The organism is Curvibacter sp. EU05-FHT14A10 (assembly GCF_058791075.1).
On sequence record NZ_JBYTDE010000008.1, the window covers coordinates 311,828 to 326,809 of the forward strand.

A 14,982-nucleotide genomic window follows, 5' to 3' on the forward strand; every position below is an offset into this window, starting at 1 on the left:
ATATTGGAATGATCTTCAAAAATGGAATAAGATTCCAAAACTTGAATTCATGCCACGATCACCCATGTCTGCGCCCACGATGTTCCCCATGCCCTGCCGGCTGATGGCCGGGCTGGCGTCGGCCTGCGCCACCTCGGTGTCGTGCGGCGAGGCGCTGTCGCGCCTGCCTTTCTTTTTCGGAGCCCGTTGGTACAGCAGCGCCTGAGTTGGCGCTGTCTTGTGCTCGCCATCCAGGCCCTGCCACGTCGTCGCTTTGTCGTCGCGTGGGGGCCTGCCGTTTCCCGAATCTGAAAGAACCCCATGGACTTCGCCCTCAATGACGAACAGAAAATGATGATCGACACCGTGCGTCGATTCATCGCCGAAGAACTGCAGCCCCTCGAAGACGAGATCGAGCAGCAGGGCTTTCTGGCCCCCGACAAGGCCCGTGCCGTGCACGAAAAAGCCAAGGCCCTGGGCCTGTACGGCCTCAACATCCCGGCCGAGCATGGCGGCGGCGGCTTGGGCGTGGTGGACCGCATCCTGTGCGAGGAGCAGTTCGGCCACACCAGCGACATCCTGATCCGCCGTGCCTTCGGCAACATCTACGAGCCGCTGCTCAAATGCCAAGGCGAGCAGGTGGAGCGTTGGCTGCACCCCACGGTGCGGGGCGAGCGCACCTGCGCCATTGCCATCACCGAGCCCGGCGCCGGCTCGGACGCCCAGGGCATCCGCACCCATGCCCGCCGCACCGACAGCGGCTGGGTGCTCAATGGCAGCAAGCACTTCATCAGCGATGGCGAGTGGAGCGACTTCTTCCTCGTCTCGGCCAAGACGGGCGAGCGCGAAATCTCGATGTTCATGGTGGACAAGGGCCTGCCCGGCTTCACCGTGGGCAAGGACCAGAAGATGATGGGCCTGCGCGGCACGCCTCACGTCGAGCTGTTCTTCGACAATGTGCCGCTCGAACCCGTGGCCTTGCTCGGTGAGCAGGGCCAGGGCTTCAAACTGGCCATGGGGGCGCTCAACGTGGTTCGCCTGGCCCAGGTCGGTGCCCGTGCCGTGGGCAAGGCCAGCCATGTGCTCGAAAAAGTGGTCGACTACGCTACGCAGCGCCAGCAGTTCGGCCAGCCCATCGGCGACTTCCAGATGGTCCAGCAGATGCTGGCCGACAGCGTGATCGAGATCAACGCCGCGCGCTGGATGGTGTTGCACGCGGCGTGGCAACTCGACCAGGGCCAGGATGCCCGCGAAAGCATCGCCCAGGTCAAGGTGCATGCCGCCGAAACCCTGGGCCGCGTGGTCGACCGCGCCGTGCAGGTGTTTGGCGGCATGGGCTTCTGCAAGGAGCTGCCGATCGAGCGCTACTACCGCGACGCCCGCATCTACCGCATCTTCGACGGCACCAGCGAGATCCACCGCACGGTGATTGCGCGCAGCGTGCTCAAGAAGGGCGCCACCCTGTTCGACCTGCACCGTTGAGGCCCGACATGAGCGAACACAAGCCATCCAAGTTCATGAGCCCGGCCCAGGCCGCGGCGCTGATCCGTGACGGTGACACCGTGGGCCTCATGGGCGGCGGTGGCGGTCTGATGGAGGCCACCTGCCTGTTCGAGGCGGTGCAGGCCCGCTTCCTGGCCAGTGGCGCACCGCGCGACCTCAGCGTGGTGCATGCCCTGGGCATTGGCGACAAGAAGAGCAAGGGCATGAACTGCTTTGCCCACGAGGGCCTGGTGCGCCGCGTCATCGGCGGCCACTGGGTCTGGTCGCCGGCCATGCAGCAACTGGCGCTGGACAACAAGATCGAGGCCTACATCCTGCCCGGTGGGGTGTCCAGCCAACTGATGCGCGAGATCGGTGCCGGCCGCCCGGGCCTGCTGACCCATGTGGGGCTGGGCACGGTGTGCGACCCGCGCCAGGGCGGCGGCCGCATGAACGAGCGCGCATGCGACGACCTGGCCGAGGTGCTGCAACTCGATGGCCGCGAGTTCCTGCGCTACAAGCCCTTTCCCATCCACATCGCGCTGGTGCGGGCCAGTGCGGCCGACGAGGACGGCAACATCAGCTTCGAGCATGAGGCCGCCAACCTCGATGCCCAGTCGCTGGCGCTGGCTGCGCGCAACAGCGGCGGCCGGGTGATCGTACAGGTCAGGGAGCGGCTGCCCCGCGGCGCCCTCAAGGCGCGCGAGGTGCGCATCCCGGCCGCCTGGGTGGACGCCATCGTGGTCGACCCCGGGCAGCGCGCCAGCTACGACATCCCTTTCGATCCGGCCCTGAGCGGCGAATTGACGGGCGAAGCCCGCCATGCCAGCGAACAGGCCGACCGGGAGGCCGAGCGACTGGCCGCCACCCAGGCCTTTGGCGAGCGTCAGGCCGTGGCCCGGCGGGCGGCCGAAGAGCTGTTCAACACCGGCAAGCCGTGCCCGGTGGTCAATTTCGGGGTGGGCGTGCCCGATGCCGTGGCCAAGCTGATCGCAGCGCGGGGCGAGCAGCACCGCCTGTACCAGACCATCGAACACGGCACCTATGGCGGCACGCTGCTCGATGGCGTGCTGTTCGGCTACGCCCGCAATGCCAGCGCCATGCTCGATGCTGCCACCCAGTTCGACTTCTATGCCGGGGGCGGGCTGGACATCGCCTTCCTGGGCCTGGGCGAGCTCGATGCCCAGGGCAATGTCAATGTGTCGCGCCTGGGGGGCCTGACCGTGGGGCCTGGTGGCTTCATCGACATCGCCCAGAACGCCCGCAAGGTGGTGTTTTGCGGCACCTTTGCCGCCAAGGGCGTGAAGCTGCAGACCGGCGACGGCCAGATGCGTGTGCTGCAGCAGGGCCAGGTGCGCAAGCTGGTGCGCCAGGTCGATCAGATCACCTTCAGCGGGCCGCAAAGCCTGGTGCGGGGCCAGCAGGTGCTTTACCTCACCGAGCGCGCCAGCTTCAGGCTCACGCCCCAAGGGCTGGAGCTGTTCGAGCTGGCGCCGGGCATCGACCTGCAGCGCGACGTGATCGATCAGATGGACTTCCGCCCCTTGATCGCCAGCGACCTGCGCACGATGGCGCAGGCCCATTTCCATGAGCCTAATGGGGTTGCGCTTGAGGCATGATGCAGCCCATGGCGGCACTCCAGTGGGTGCCGCCCCGTCAAACCTGAATGCCGTACCGCCATGTCCACTGCGCCCGCCGCTTCCAAAGACAACGCTGATTCCAGCGACATCATCGACAGCCTGGGCCGGGGCTTGCGCGTCATCGAAGCCTTCGACGACGCGCATCCGCGCCTGAGTTCGTCCGAGGTGGCCGCGCGCTCGGGCATCACCCGCACCGCCGCGCGCCGCTACCTGCTCAGCCTGGTGCACTTCGGTTATGCCGACACCGACGGCAAGCGCTTCTGGCTGATGCCGCGCATCCTGCGCCTGGGCCAGAGCTACCTCGATTCGGCGCGCCTGCCGCGCCTGGTGCAACCCTTCTTGCAGCGCCTGTCGGCCGACTGCGGCGAAACCTTCAACTTCAGCGTGCTCGACGGCCACGAGGTGGTGTACGTGGCGCGCAGCGCCAGCAACCGCATGGAATCCATCGGCTTTGCGGTCAGTGCACGGGTGCCGGCCCACCTGGTGACGCCGGGCATTGCGATGCTCTCCACCTTCCCGGTGCCGGCCCTGGAGGCCTGGGCCGAGGTGCACGAGTTCAACGCCTTCACCCAGAACAGCGCGGCCAATGCGCCGCAGTTTCTGCAGACCGTGGCCGCCGCCCGCCATCAGGGCTACTGGACCAGCGAAGGGCTGCTCACCCTGGGCTTGCGCGGCATTGCCCTGCCGGTGAAAGACCGCAAGGGCGAATGCCGGGGTGCCATCGGTTCGACCATGCCGGCCCAGCCCTATACCCACGACGAGATGGTGCAGCGCTTTCTGCCGCGCCTGACCGAGGTGGCCAACGTGCTGCGGGATCTGGTGTGAGCGCCCTCGTGCTGCAGGGCATCGACGCGTTGATCTTTGACTGCGACGGCACCCTGGTCGACAGCGAGGAGCCGGGCCTCGAAGTGCTGCATGCGCTGGCGCTTGAAGCGGGCCTCAACCTGACCCTGGCGCAGGCGCGGCTGCGTTTTCGTGGTGTGCGCATGACCGAGTGCGTGGCCTGGATCGCGGCCCAGCGCCCAGGCCGACCTGCCGGATTCGAGGCCGATTTCATCGCCCGGGTGCGGCGCCAGACCGACATCCGCTTTCACCAGGGCCTGCAGGCCATGCCGGGTGCGCAGGCGTTGCTGAGCACCCTGTGCGCACAGGGCCTGCCGATCGCCGTGGCCACCAACGGGCCACGCGAGAAGGTCGAACTGTCCCTGGGCCTGACCGGTCTGCGCGAGCCCTTTGGCCCCCATGTCTACTGCGCCTACGAGGTGGGCAGCTTCAAACCCGAGCCGGGTCTGTTCCTGCATGCGGCGCAGGCCCTGGGCGTCGCGCCGCAACGCTGCGCCGTGGTTGAAGACAGTCTGCCCGGCCTGCAAGCCGCCCTGGCCGCCGGCATGCGGGCCTGCTCGCTGCACCCCCGCGCCGGCCTGCCCGACACCCTGGTGCAGCAGGTGCACTTCATCGAGCGCCTTGACGACCTGCTGGCCTGAGTCAGGCCACGCGTTGCAAGGCCTGGCGCACCGGGCCCAGGTCGGCCGTTAGCGCATCGGCCATGGCTTCGAAGCCAAAGAAGCGCAGGTACTCGGGTACCTGCTGGGTCAGCATCTCGAAGCCGGGATGCACGGTGATGCCGCGCTTTTCACAGGCCTGCTGCAAGGGCGTGGCATGGGGCTTCATCAGGATGTCGACCACCGCTGCATCCGGCGCCAGGGCCGCCACGTCAAAGGGCAGCGGATCGTCGCGGTTCAAGCCGAGCGAGGTGCAGTGCACCACCAGATCGAAGCCACTGGCATCGGGTGTGGCCATGGCGTGCACCGGGCTGGCCGCGCCTTCGGCCAGGCGCGCAGCGATCCGCTGTGTGTGGGCTGTGTCGCGGTCCCACAGGGCCAACTCGCCCAGGCGGCGTTCGGCCAGCGAGGTGGCCACGGCGGTGCCCGCGCCGCCCAGCCCCAGCACCAGCACCCGGCGGCCTTCCGGGGCCAACCCGAAATGGTCCAGCGACTTGGACAGGCCCAGCCCGTCGAACAGGGCCCCCCGCAGGCTGCCATCTGGTTCGCGGCGCAGCGCGTTCACCGCCCCGGCGCGCCGGCCCAGCCGGTCCACGTGCTGGGACAGGGCCAGTGCGGGTGTCTTGTGCGGGATGGTGAGCCACAGGCCGGGCACGTTGGCGGCCGCCAGGGCACCGCGCACAAAGCCTTCGAAACGCTCAGGTGCCACCTCGGCAGGCAGCAGCACGGCGTTCACGCCATGGGCCTGGAACAAGGGATTGAAGACCTCAGGCGCGCGCACCTGGTTGACCGGGTGACCGAGCACGAAGAAGACCTGGGTGTGTCCGTCGATGAGCATGCGAAAAGGGCGCCGTTGCCGGCACTTCAATGAACGAGGCCCGCACGATAGTGGCTGGATCGCCGGGCTTCAAGCGGGCGCCACGGCGGGTGGGCGCACAGCGCGCAGGCCGTCCGGCCAGGCTGCCATCACAGGGTTTTTCCTTTGAGTGGCAAGGACTTGGCGGACACGGCTTGTTGTTTGTTGGACGCGCAGGGCGCTAGGGATATCCCCTGAATCGGGTGCCCGGCGCTCGACTTGCGCGCTATGCGCACGGGGCGCGAGGGCTTGCATTGAATTGGCCTGGTGCGATGCCTAGCATTCAGCCATCCAAGGTGCTGGGAGGGGCGCCGTGCCTTCGCGAGGGGGCGGCGTTCCACGGGTCTTTCGCTCGCGGCTGCCACCGCGGGCGATCAAGTCCGACGCCTGGATACCTGTTCCCCCAGGCTGCTGACGGCAGCGGCCCGGGTCCCCTGCAAAAGAGCGCCGGCCTGTGTGCCGACGCTGTTTTGTTCACCCGGCACGCAAACGGGTGATGAGTCTGAGCAACGCGCCGATTGAAACGCACAAGCAAGTCAAAACAAAGTCACCAGGAGCACTCCGTGAAGAAGACAAACCCCATCATCGCCGCCGTCATGGCCCTCGGCCTGGCCGGTGCCGCCCAGGCCCAATCCAGCCTGACCCTCTACGGCAGCATCGATCAATACTTCAACCACATGACCAGCAGCAGCGGTGCCAAGCTGAACACCTTGCAAGATGGCAAGGACCTGCGCAGCCGTCTGGGCGTCCGCGGGGTCGAAGACCTGGGCGGCGGTCTGTCGGCCAAGTTCCAGCTTGAAATGGGCATTGCCGCCGTGACGGGCGCCACTGCAGACGCCAGCCGCGCCTTCGACCGTCAGAGCTGGGTCGGTCTGGCCGACAGCAGCCTGGGTGAGGTGCGCATCGGCCGCCAGAACACCGCCATCTTCTACCGTGGCGACTACATCGACTACACCTCGCGCACCTTGGGCTCGATCGTCAACAACTTCGGCGTGCCCTCACGTTTCGACAACGACGTGTCGTACATTTCGCCGCGTTGGGCCGGCCTGCAACTCGAAGGCCATTTTGCGCAGCAACAGGCCAGCACCACCACGGCGCAGGTCAGCACCCCGATCACCCAGTTGGCCGCCGACTACCTGAACGGCCCGTTCCGCGTGGGCTACGCCGGCCTGCAGGCCAAGGCCCCGCAGAACGCTGCGATCAATGCCAATGTGTTCTATCACAACCTTTACGCCAACTACGACTACGGCAAGGGCAAGGTCTACGCCGTCTACATCAAGTCGAACAACATCGCGTCCAGCGCCAACGGCAACAACGCGGCCCAGGTGCTGGGCAATGTGGGTGGTGCGGTCAACTGGACCAGCGCCAGCGTGAACCGCACCTTTGATGTGTTCCAGGTCTCGGCCGACTACAACGTCAGCCCGCAACTGCGTGTGGGCGCCCTGTATGGCCGCATCAGCGACAAGTCGGGTGCCGGCCAGAACGCCAACGGTGGCTCGATCGGTGCGTACTACGCCCTGTCCAAGCGCACCACCTTGTCGGCGCTGTGGGAAACCATGCGCAACGACACCAATGCCGGTTTCCGCCCCTCGGGCTCGGCCGGCCTGTCGCCCAACTTCGCGGGCACGGACGTCAATGGCCGCACCATCAGCGGCTTCCAGGTGGGCGTGGTCCATCGCTTCTGATCTTGGGCTCCTGGGCCTGATGGAGGGCCTGGGGCGCTGCCCCAGGCCTTGTTGTTTCAAGAATTGATTTTTCCGGGCTTGACTTCGATGCGCCGTTCCATTGCCACCGTCTCCCTCAGCGGTACCCTGCGTGAAAAGCTGGAGGCCATCGCCGCGGCCCGCTTCGACGGCATCGAGCTGTTCGAGAACGATTTCATCCACTTCAATGGCTCGGCCCGCGATCTGGGGCGCATGGCGCAGGACCTGGGGCTGGGCATCGACCTGTTCCAGCCTTTCCGTGATTTCGAGGCCATGCCCGAGCCCTTGTTCCGCAAGAGCCTGGACCGCGCCGAGCGCAAGTTCGACCTGATGCAGGAGATGGGCGCCCAGTTGATGCTGTGCTGCTCCAACACCTCGCCCGCCGTGATCGACGATGCGGACCTGGCCGCCGCCCAGTTGTACGAGCTGGCCGAGCGGGCGGCCCGGCGCAACCTGCGCGTGGGCTTCGAGGCCCTGGCCTGGGGCCGCGTCACGAATCTGTATGGCCAGGCCTGGGACATCGTGCGTCGCGCCAATCACCCGCACCTGGGTTTGATTCTGGACAGCTTTCACACCCTGTCGCTGCGCGATGATCCGGCAGGCATTGCCGACATTCCAGGCGACAAGATTTTTTTCCTGCAGATGGCCGATGCGCCCTGGATGCAGTTGGATGTGCTGCACTGGGCGCGCCATCACCGCAACTTCCCGGGCCAGGGGCAATTGCCGGTGGTGTCCTTTCTGCAGCGCGTGCTCGAGGCCGGTTACAGCGGCCCGCTGTCGCTCGAAATCTTCAACGACGTCTTCCGCGGTACGCCCAACCGCCGCATCGCTGTCGATGCGATGCGCTCGCTGCTGTACCTTGAGAGCGAGGTGCGCAAGCAGCGTGCGGCCGCGACACCCGCCAACCCGGCGTCCGCTTCCTTGCAGGTCGAGCTGTTCAGCCCCCCGGCGGCTCCGGCGCTGGAGGGCTTCTCGTTCCTCGAGTTTGCCGCGCAAGGGGACTCGGCCGCTGAGCTGGGCGCTTGGCTGGGCAAGATGGGCTTCGAGCGCGTGGGGCGACACCGTTCCAAGGCGGTGGACCTGTACCGCCAGGGGGGCGTCAACCTGATCGTGAACGCCCAGCCCGGCTCGGTGGCCAGCCAGCGTTTTGAGGCCCATGGCCCTTCGGTGTGTGCCTGGGGCTTGCGCACGGGCAGCCCGCTGGCGGCGGTGAACCGCGCCACGGCCATGTGCTCGCAGCGCTATGACGGCCCCATCGGCCCGAGCGAAATGCACGTGCCCGCCATCGTGGTGCCCGGTGGCAACCTGACTTATTTTGTGCCGGCGGCCCTGGGAGAGATGGGGTTGTTCGAGGCCGACTTTGAACTGGCTCCGCTGTCGGAGCAGGCCGCCGTGGCCGATCTGCAGCGCATCGACCACCTGGGCCTGGGGCTGGCGCTGGACCAGCGTGACACCTGGGTGCTGTTCTCGCGCGCCGTGCTGGGCCTGGAGACCGGCGACAGTGTCAACATCGCCGACCCTTTCGGTCTGGTGCGCAACCAGGCGGTGTTCAACCCGGCGCGCAGCGTGCGGCTGGTGCTCAACGTGTCCGACAGCCAGCGCACGCGCACCGCCCGTGACGCGCGCCAGCAGGGCGGCGCCGCCGTGCAGCACATCGCGTTCGCCTGCGCCGACCTGATCGGCACGGTGCGACGCCTGCGCGAGCGGGGCGTGGCCTTTGTGCCGGTGTCACCCAACTACTACGACGACCTGCCGACCCGGCTCGACATCGACCCGGCTCTGTTGCAAAGCCTGCGCGAGGCCGGCATCCTTTACGACGCCAGTGCCGACGGCGCCTACCTGCACATCTACACCGAGCGCTTCGAGGGCCGCTTTTTCTTCGAGTTTGTGCAGCGCATCGGGGGCTATGACGGGCAGGGCGGGCTCAACGCCTCGGCACGCATGGTGGCCCAGGTCGATGACCCGGTCGGACACTGAGGGCACCCCACCTCAACCCGCGGCGAGCTGCCGGACCATGAGCTGCTGAGCCAGCTCGTCCACCGGCACCGGTTCGCCCAGGGCGTGGCCCTGGAAGGCGCTGCAGCCCAGGGCCAGCAACTGCTCTCGCTGGGCATCGGTCTCGACCCCCACCGCCAGGGCCTCCAGCCCCAGGTTGTGGGCCGTGTCGATCAGCGTCTTCACCACCACGATGCCCTGGCGGTTGTCGGGCAGGGTCTGAACGATGCCGCGCGTGATCTTGACCTGATCCAGTGGCAGCCGCGACAGGTCTGTGGCCGAGAAATGGCCTGCCCCAAAGTGGTCCACCGCAAACCGGACCTCGTGCGCACGCAGCTGCGCCATCTTGAGCGCACAGCTCTCCAGGTCTTGCAGGATCAAGGCTTCGGTGATCTCCAGGCGCAGGCGGCCGGGCGGCACCCGGTGGCGCGCCAGGGTCTGCAGCAGCTGCCCCACGAAATCAGCCTGGGCAAACTGCACCGGGCTCACGTTCACGCTCAGGCTGAGGTCCTGCAGCAGGGGCTGGCATTGCCATAAGGCCAGTTGGGCGCAGGCCTGCTCCAGCACCCATTGGCCAATGGCCTGGATCTGCTGACTTTGTTCGGCCAGACCGATGAACTGCTCGGGTAGCAGCACGCCCGCTTGCGGGTGTCGCCAGCGCAGCAGCAGCTCGGCACCGCAGACGTGGCCGACCTGGCGGGTCTGGAGCTGGTACAGGCAAAACAGCTGTTGTGCGGGCAGGGCCTGGCGCAGATCCGTCTCCAGTGCCGCGCGCTGGTTCACCTCGTTTTGCATGGCCTCTTCAAAAAAGCGGAAAGTGTTGCGCCCGGCGGCCTTGGCCTGGTACATGGCGATGTCGGCACGGCGCAGCAGTTCGTCGCTGTCCGGGCCGCCCGGGCGGAACAGCACCACGCCCAGGCTGGCGCTGGTCGAGAAGCCCGGGTAGGCCTGACCCAGCACCAGCTCCAACTGCGCCAGGATCTTTTTGGCCACCCGGGCCGTGTCCAGGGCAGCCACGGTGGGGTTCGCGTCCAGTTCGGGCAGGATCACCACGAACTCATCGCCCCCGAGGCGGGCCAGGGTATCGCCCTGGCGCAGGCAGCGGCCCAGTGCCTCGGCGACGGTGCGCAGAAAGCAGTCACCCACCTGGTGGCCCAGCCGGTCGTTGATGGTCTTGAAGTTGTCCAGATCGATGAAGATGACTGCCCCGTGGGCGTGCCCCTCACCCTGCTGGCGGCTGGCCAGGGCCTGTTGCAGCCGGTCCTGCATCAGGCGGCGATTGGGCAGGCCGGTGAGGGCGTCGAAATAGGCCAGCTTCTGGATGGCCTGCTCCGCCTCATGGCGTTGGCTCACGTCGGTCAGGATCAGCAGCACCCCCTCGACAAGGCCATGGCTGTGCACCAGACTGCTCAGCGCCAGGTCGACCCAGATCACGCGCCCGCTGGGGCCTGTGACGCGCTGGTTTTGCAGAATCAGGCGCCCGCTGGCGGCGCTCAACTGCTGCAGGTGGGCGTGCACCGTGGGCAGATCGTCGGGGTGCCACCAATCGGCCAGGGTGGACTGCATGCTCAGCCCCAGCGTTTGCATGCGCTGAAGGGCGGCGGGGTTGATGCGGGTCACCTGCAGGTCGGCGTTCAGGGTCAGCACGCCCAGCGGGGTGGTCTCGAAGATCACATGCTGCATGCGCAACTGCCGGCGCAGGTTCTGCCGGGCCACCTCCTGCAGATAGCGGTTGGCCAGCCACAACACCACGGCCGCCACCACCACGGCGGTCACCAGACCGGTGAACAGGTAGTCGGTTGGGACGTAGCCCTTGATCAGGTAACCGATGGGGGCGACCAGCAATTCCACCATCAGCACGCTCAGTCCGACACCGAGCAGCCAGATGCGTTGCCGGGGGATGCCTTCCAGCCGGCGGAACAGGCGATCAATCAGTGTGTTGCGATCCATGGAGAGGGGGCCGGGTCATCGCCTTGATGATCGTATTCTGGCGCCCCCTCGGAATCGTCGGAGTGTGAAGAAGTTGGTGGAAACCCCGGCTTTTCCTCTCATTTGGCTTGGATCTGGCCGAAATTCGGCTGAACTGGGGCCCCGCGCCTTCGCCGGGCCCCAGGCTTCACATCTTGCACAGCGGCGAAGGTGCGGGTGTGATCGAGGGCTCGAACTGACGTTCGATGCTGGGGCGCAGAACACCGTCCACCACCTTGGCCCGGCCCACGAAGTTGGGCAGCAGCAACTGGTTGTCCTGGCTGCGCATCGTGACCGGACCATAGAGGCTGTCAAAGCTGGCGCCGCGCAAGGCCTTGCTGACCTCGCCGGGTTTGGCGCTTGCGGCTTTGCGCACGCCCTCAAACATCACCTGGACGCCGTTGTAGGCCTGGCCTTCGTTGTCGGTCGGCAATCGGTTGAACTTGGCCTTCCAGGCCGCCACGAAGGCCTTGTTGCGCGGGGTGGCGATGTCCGGGGTGTAGCCAGTGGTGCCCACCGTGTCCTTGAGCGCATCGCCTGTGGCGTTGACCATGAAGTTCAGGATCAGTGCGTGGCCGATCAGCTTCTTGGCCGGGATGAGGCCGAACTCCTGCGCCTGCTTGACGAAGGCGATCGCATCGCGCCCGATCTCGGCCACCCAGATGGCCTCGACATTGGAGGCCTTCAACTGGGCGATGTAAGGCGAGAAGTCCTTGGTGCCCATGGGCACGTACAGCGACAGCGGCACGCTCTTGCCGGCGGCCTCGGCGGCCTTCTTGAACGATTCGCCCGAGTCACGGCCCCACACATAGTCGGCCGCCAGCACGGCGAACGACTTTTCTTTCAGGTCCTTGGCCCAGACGTTGATCATCGCGATGTCCATCGCGTCGGCGTGGTTGGTGCGGAAGCTGCGCGGCTTGCAGGTGTCGCCCGTGAGCTTGTCCGACTTGCTGGCCACCACGAAGTAGGCGGCGTCCCAGCGCTCCAGGTTCTGCGCAATGGCCAGCGAGATGGACGACGGGATGGCGCCGATCAACAGGTTGTAGCCATCGCGGGCCAGCTTCTCGGCTACGCGGCGGCCGGCATCGGGCGTGCCCTCGTCGTCGGCGATCTGCACCTCCACCTTGCGGCCGTCCACGCCGCCTGCGGCATTGGCCTCATCGATGGCGAACTGCACGGCACGCAGCACCTCTTCGCCCTGCTGGGCGAACACGCCCGATTTGGAGGTGACGAGGCCGACGCGCACCGGGTCTTTGCCTTGCGCAAGGGTGGCGAGGGGGGCGGTGGCCAGCAGTGTTGCCATGGCCAGGGTCAGGGGGCGGGTGGTGAACATGGTTTGTCTCCTTGGGTTGGTGCTTCGAAAAAAGGGGGCGGGTCAGACCATCACGTGGGCTTCGAGGTCGCGCAGGCCGGCGGGTGAGTTCTCGACCGGCCCCTGCGCCACCACCGAGCCCTTGGCCATGGCGCAGTAGCGCTCGGCCACACGCACCACCAGGCTCATGTTCTGTTCGATCAGCAGCAGGGCCGTGCCCTGGTCGGCCACCGCATTGAAGATCTGGCCCAGCTGATCCACGATCACCGGGGCCAGGCCCTCGGTGGGTTCGTCGAGCAGGATCAGCGAGGGGTTGGCCATCAGGGCCCGGCCCACGGCCAGCATCTGCTGCTGGCCACCCGACAACGCCGTGCCCGGGGTGTGGGCGCGTTCCTGCAGGATGGGGAACAGGCGGTAGATTTCGGGCACGGTCCAGGGGCCCTTGCGGTTTTTGTCGCTGCTGGCAGCGCCCAGCAGCAGGTTCTCTTCCACGGTCAGATTGGCGACGATGCGCCGACCCTGGGGCACCACCACCACGCCGTTCTGGGCTGCAAGGTAGGGGCGGGGGCGGGGCAGCTCGCGAGCGCCCAGCCGGATGCGCCCGCCACGCAGGCTGGCCAGGCCCAGGATGGTGTTCACCACTGTGGTCTTGCCCACGCCATTGCGACCGATCAGGGCCACGCGTTCGCCCGGCTGCACGGTCAGGTCCAGGCGGTGCAGGATGTGGGCCGAGCCATAGAAGGCATCGACCTGTTCAAGGTTCAACAAGGCGCTCATGCGGCACTCCCGAGGTAGGCCTCGCGCACGCGAGGGTTGGCGCGCACGGCAGCGGGTTCTCCGCTGGCGATCACACGCCCCAGTTCAAACACAGTGACGACATCCGAGATGCCGAACACCACATCCATGTCGTGCTCCACCAGCAGCACCGAGACCTCCCAGCGCGAGGTCAGCGCCTTGAGGTGGCGGGCCAGGTCGTGCGACTCTTTCACTGACAGGCCGGCCATGGGCTCGTCGAGCAGCAGCACGCTGGGGCGGCCCACCAGGGCCAGCGCCAGGTCCAGACGGCGTTGTTCGCCGTAGCCGAGTTCGTCGGCCGTGATGTCGGCCAGGTCGTGCAGCTCCAGTTCACGCAGCACGGCGTCGGCGTCGGCCTGCGAATCGGCCACGCCCATCTTGTGCGAGGCCAGTTCCACCTGCTTGCGCACCGGCATCTGGCTGAACACGCTGGTGCGCTGGAAGCTGCGCGACAGGCCGCGTTGGCGTCGTTCGGTGGCCCCCAGGGCACTCACGTCCTGGCCCTTGAGGTGCACGGTGCCGCGGGTCAAGGGGCGGCGCCCGGTGATGGCGTCGATCACGGTGCTCTTGCCCGCCCCGTTGGGGCCGATCAGGCCGCGGATCTGGCCGGGCTCCAGCGTCAGCGAGACGCCGTCCAGGGCTTTCACGCCGCCGTAGTGGATGGCCACGTCCTCGGCCTGCAATGCGTATGAAGGGTTCATGGGGGTTTCCTCAGTGGGCTGCGGGAGCAGAGCGACGAGCCGGCTTGGCGGCTCGGGGCCGCAGGCACTGGCCCAGGGCACCGGCCAGGCCGGTCGGGGCGAAGACGATGACGGTGATCAGGGCGATGCCGAAGATGGCCATCCAGTGGTTGGCGTAATCGCCCAGCACATCCTTGGCCAGGAAATACACCACCGCGCCCAGCGCGGGGCCCCACAAGGCCTTGTAGCCCCCCACCACCACCATCATCAGGGCTACGCCCGATAGGCTCCAGTGCAGGTTCTCGGGCGACACGAAGCCGGTGTTCAGGGCAGCCAACAGGCCGGCGAGCCCGGTCACCATGGCCGACAGCGCATAGATGGCGGCCCGTGGCACCAGGGTGCGGATGCCGATGAAGCGGGCGCGCTCCTCGTTGTCGCGCACCGCCTCGGTGATGGCGCCGAAGCGGGTGCGCAGCAGCAGCGTCAGGCCGGCCATCACCCCCAGCAGCACGGCCCAGCTCAGCATGAACAAGCCTTTGGGTTGCAGCAGGACCGACAGCTCGACGCCGAACAGGCGTGCCGGCCAATCGATGTTCATGCCGTCGGCGCCACCGGTCAGGCCACGCGATCGGGAGGCGCTGAGGTAGAACACCTGGCCGATGGCCAGGGTGAGCATGCCGAAGGCCACGCCCGGCACCCGCACGATCACCAGGCCGATCAAGAAGGCCACCAGACCCAGGCCGAGCAGGGTCAGCAGCAGGGCCAGCTCCGCTGGCATCACCTGTTGTTGCAGCAGCAGGCCCACGCCATAGCCGGCGCTGCCGAAGTACAGCGCATGGCCGAAGCTGACCATGCCGTTCTGGCGCAGTAGCAGGCCCACGCCCAGGGCGAACACGGCATAGATGGTGGCCTGGGTGAGCAGGGACAGCACGGTGCCCGAACTGATCGAAAGCGCCAGTGCGGCGCCAACCACGGCGCCTGCCAGCAGGCGCATCGGAAGGGAGTTGAAGAGGGTCATGGGACAGGTCCGGAGGTCGGGGCAGGAAGGCGAGGCAGGGGCGAGGAGGGCG

Annotated in this window: 13 protein-coding genes; 7 read left to right on the forward strand and 6 right to left on the reverse strand. The window is 67.1% G+C overall.

Translation table 11 applies throughout. The features are described 5' to 3' along the window. Positions 1-64: 64 nt before the first annotated feature. The 5 genes from AC3WUT_RS17750 (at position 65) to AC3WUT_RS17770 (ending at position 4,585) form a co-directional block, all read left to right on the forward strand. Positions 65-205 carry a hypothetical protein gene (locus AC3WUT_RS17750; RefSeq protein WP_492348398.1) on the forward strand — a complete coding sequence of 47 codons (141 nt, stop codon included), beginning with the start codon at positions 65-67 and terminating at the stop codon, positions 203-205. 95 nt (positions 206-300) lie between these two features. Continuing rightward, entirely contained in the window at positions 301-1,461 is a 1,161-nt protein-coding gene (locus tag AC3WUT_RS17755; RefSeq protein ID WP_492348399.1) for an acyl-CoA dehydrogenase family protein, read from the forward strand. A gap of 8 nt (positions 1,462-1,469) precedes the next feature. Next, positions 1,470-3,080: an acyl CoA:acetate/3-ketoacid CoA transferase gene (locus AC3WUT_RS17760; RefSeq protein WP_492348400.1), complete on the forward strand. Its 1,611-nt coding sequence runs from the start codon at positions 1,470-1,472 to the stop codon at positions 3,078-3,080. A gap of 60 nt (positions 3,081-3,140) precedes the next feature. Next, complete coding sequence (locus tag AC3WUT_RS17765) at positions 3,141-3,926, forward strand: IclR family transcriptional regulator domain-containing protein (RefSeq protein WP_492348401.1); 786 nt, start codon at positions 3,141-3,143, stop codon at positions 3,924-3,926. After that, positions 3,923-4,585 carry an HAD family hydrolase gene (locus AC3WUT_RS17770; RefSeq protein ID WP_492348402.1) on the forward strand — a complete coding sequence of 221 codons (663 nt, stop codon included), beginning with the start codon at positions 3,923-3,925 and terminating at the stop codon, positions 4,583-4,585. Before AC3WUT_RS17765 ends, AC3WUT_RS17770 begins: the two co-directional genes overlap by 4 nt. A 1-nt stretch (position 4,586) precedes the next feature. Here the strand turns inward: AC3WUT_RS17770 and AC3WUT_RS17775 are convergent, their stop codons facing one another. Then, positions 4,587-5,441 (reverse strand): shikimate dehydrogenase family protein, encoded by an 855-nt coding sequence (locus AC3WUT_RS17775; protein WP_492348403.1) that lies wholly within the window; start codon positions 5,439-5,441, stop codon positions 4,587-4,589. Positions 5,442-6,055: 614 nt separating this feature from the next. Between AC3WUT_RS17775 and AC3WUT_RS17780 the strand changes: the two genes are divergently transcribed. Together AC3WUT_RS17780 and AC3WUT_RS17785 are read left to right on the forward strand one after the other, a co-directional pair. Continuing rightward, positions 6,056-7,144, forward strand: a complete 1,089-nt coding sequence (locus tag AC3WUT_RS17780; protein WP_492348438.1) for a porin — start codon at positions 6,056-6,058, stop codon at positions 7,142-7,144. An 87-nt stretch (positions 7,145-7,231) separates the two neighbouring features. Beyond that, a complete protein-coding gene (locus tag AC3WUT_RS17785; protein WP_492348404.1) occupies positions 7,232-9,139 on the forward strand; it encodes a bifunctional sugar phosphate isomerase/epimerase/4-hydroxyphenylpyruvate dioxygenase family protein in 1,908 nt (635 codons plus the stop codon). Positions 9,140-9,151: 12 nt separating this feature from the next. Here the strand turns inward: AC3WUT_RS17785 and AC3WUT_RS17790 are convergent, their stop codons facing one another. From AC3WUT_RS17790 to AC3WUT_RS17810, 5 genes are all read right to left on the reverse strand, one after another. After that, positions 9,152-11,107 carry a putative bifunctional diguanylate cyclase/phosphodiesterase gene (locus AC3WUT_RS17790; RefSeq protein ID WP_492348405.1) on the reverse strand — a complete coding sequence of 652 codons (1,956 nt, stop codon included), beginning with the start codon at positions 11,105-11,107 and terminating at the stop codon, positions 9,152-9,154. A gap of 166 nt (positions 11,108-11,273) precedes the next feature. Further along, positions 11,274-12,458 (reverse strand): ABC transporter substrate-binding protein, encoded by a 1,185-nt coding sequence (locus tag AC3WUT_RS17795; protein WP_492348406.1) that lies wholly within the window; start codon positions 12,456-12,458, stop codon positions 11,274-11,276. 42 nt (positions 12,459-12,500) lie between these two features. Continuing rightward, positions 12,501-13,214, reverse strand: a complete 714-nt coding sequence (locus AC3WUT_RS17800; protein ID WP_492348407.1) for an ABC transporter ATP-binding protein — start codon at positions 13,212-13,214, stop codon at positions 12,501-12,503. Beyond that, positions 13,211-13,933, reverse strand: coding sequence for an ABC transporter ATP-binding protein (locus tag AC3WUT_RS17805; RefSeq protein WP_492348408.1), 723 nt, complete (start codon positions 13,931-13,933; stop codon positions 13,211-13,213). Before AC3WUT_RS17805 ends, AC3WUT_RS17800 begins: the two co-directional genes overlap by 4 nt. A 10-nt stretch (positions 13,934-13,943) precedes the next feature. Beyond that, positions 13,944-14,930: a branched-chain amino acid ABC transporter permease gene (locus AC3WUT_RS17810; protein WP_492348409.1), complete on the reverse strand. Its 987-nt coding sequence runs from the start codon at positions 14,928-14,930 to the stop codon at positions 13,944-13,946. Between the last annotated feature and the right edge of the window lie 52 nt (positions 14,931-14,982).

What these genes read in the sequence shown, in the direction of transcription:
- AC3WUT_RS17750 (WP_492348398.1), top strand. Translation starts at nt 65, where the DNA reads ATGTCTGCGCCCACGATGTTCCCCATGCCCTGCCGGCTGATGGCCGGG.
- AC3WUT_RS17795 (WP_492348406.1), bottom strand. Translation starts at nt 12,458, where the DNA reads ATGTTCACCACCCGCCCCCTGACCCTGGCCATGGCAACACTGCTGGCC.
- AC3WUT_RS17800 (WP_492348407.1), bottom strand. Translation starts at nt 13,214, where the DNA reads ATGAGCGCCTTGTTGAACCTTGAACAGGTCGATGCCTTCTATGGCTCG.
- AC3WUT_RS17805 (WP_492348408.1), bottom strand. Translation starts at nt 13,933, where the DNA reads ATGAACCCTTCATACGCATTGCAGGCCGAGGACGTGGCCATCCACTAC.
- AC3WUT_RS17810 (WP_492348409.1), bottom strand. Translation starts at nt 14,930, where the DNA reads ATGACCCTCTTCAACTCCCTTCCGATGCGCCTGCTGGCAGGCGCCGTG.
- AC3WUT_RS17760 (WP_492348400.1), top strand. Translation starts at nt 1,470, where the DNA reads ATGAGCGAACACAAGCCATCCAAGTTCATGAGCCCGGCCCAGGCCGCG.
- AC3WUT_RS17775 (WP_492348403.1), bottom strand. Translation starts at nt 5,441, where the DNA reads ATGCTCATCGACGGACACACCCAGGTCTTCTTCGTGCTCGGTCACCCG.
- AC3WUT_RS17780 (WP_492348438.1), top strand. Translation starts at nt 6,056, where the DNA reads ATGGCCCTCGGCCTGGCCGGTGCCGCCCAGGCCCAATCCAGCCTGACC.
- AC3WUT_RS17785 (WP_492348404.1), top strand. Translation starts at nt 7,232, where the DNA reads ATGCGCCGTTCCATTGCCACCGTCTCCCTCAGCGGTACCCTGCGTGAA.
- AC3WUT_RS17755 (WP_492348399.1), top strand. Translation starts at nt 301, where the DNA reads ATGGACTTCGCCCTCAATGACGAACAGAAAATGATGATCGACACCGTG.
- AC3WUT_RS17790 (WP_492348405.1), bottom strand. Translation starts at nt 11,107, where the DNA reads ATGGATCGCAACACACTGATTGATCGCCTGTTCCGCCGGCTGGAAGGC.
- AC3WUT_RS17765 (WP_492348401.1), top strand. Translation starts at nt 3,141, where the DNA reads ATGTCCACTGCGCCCGCCGCTTCCAAAGACAACGCTGATTCCAGCGAC.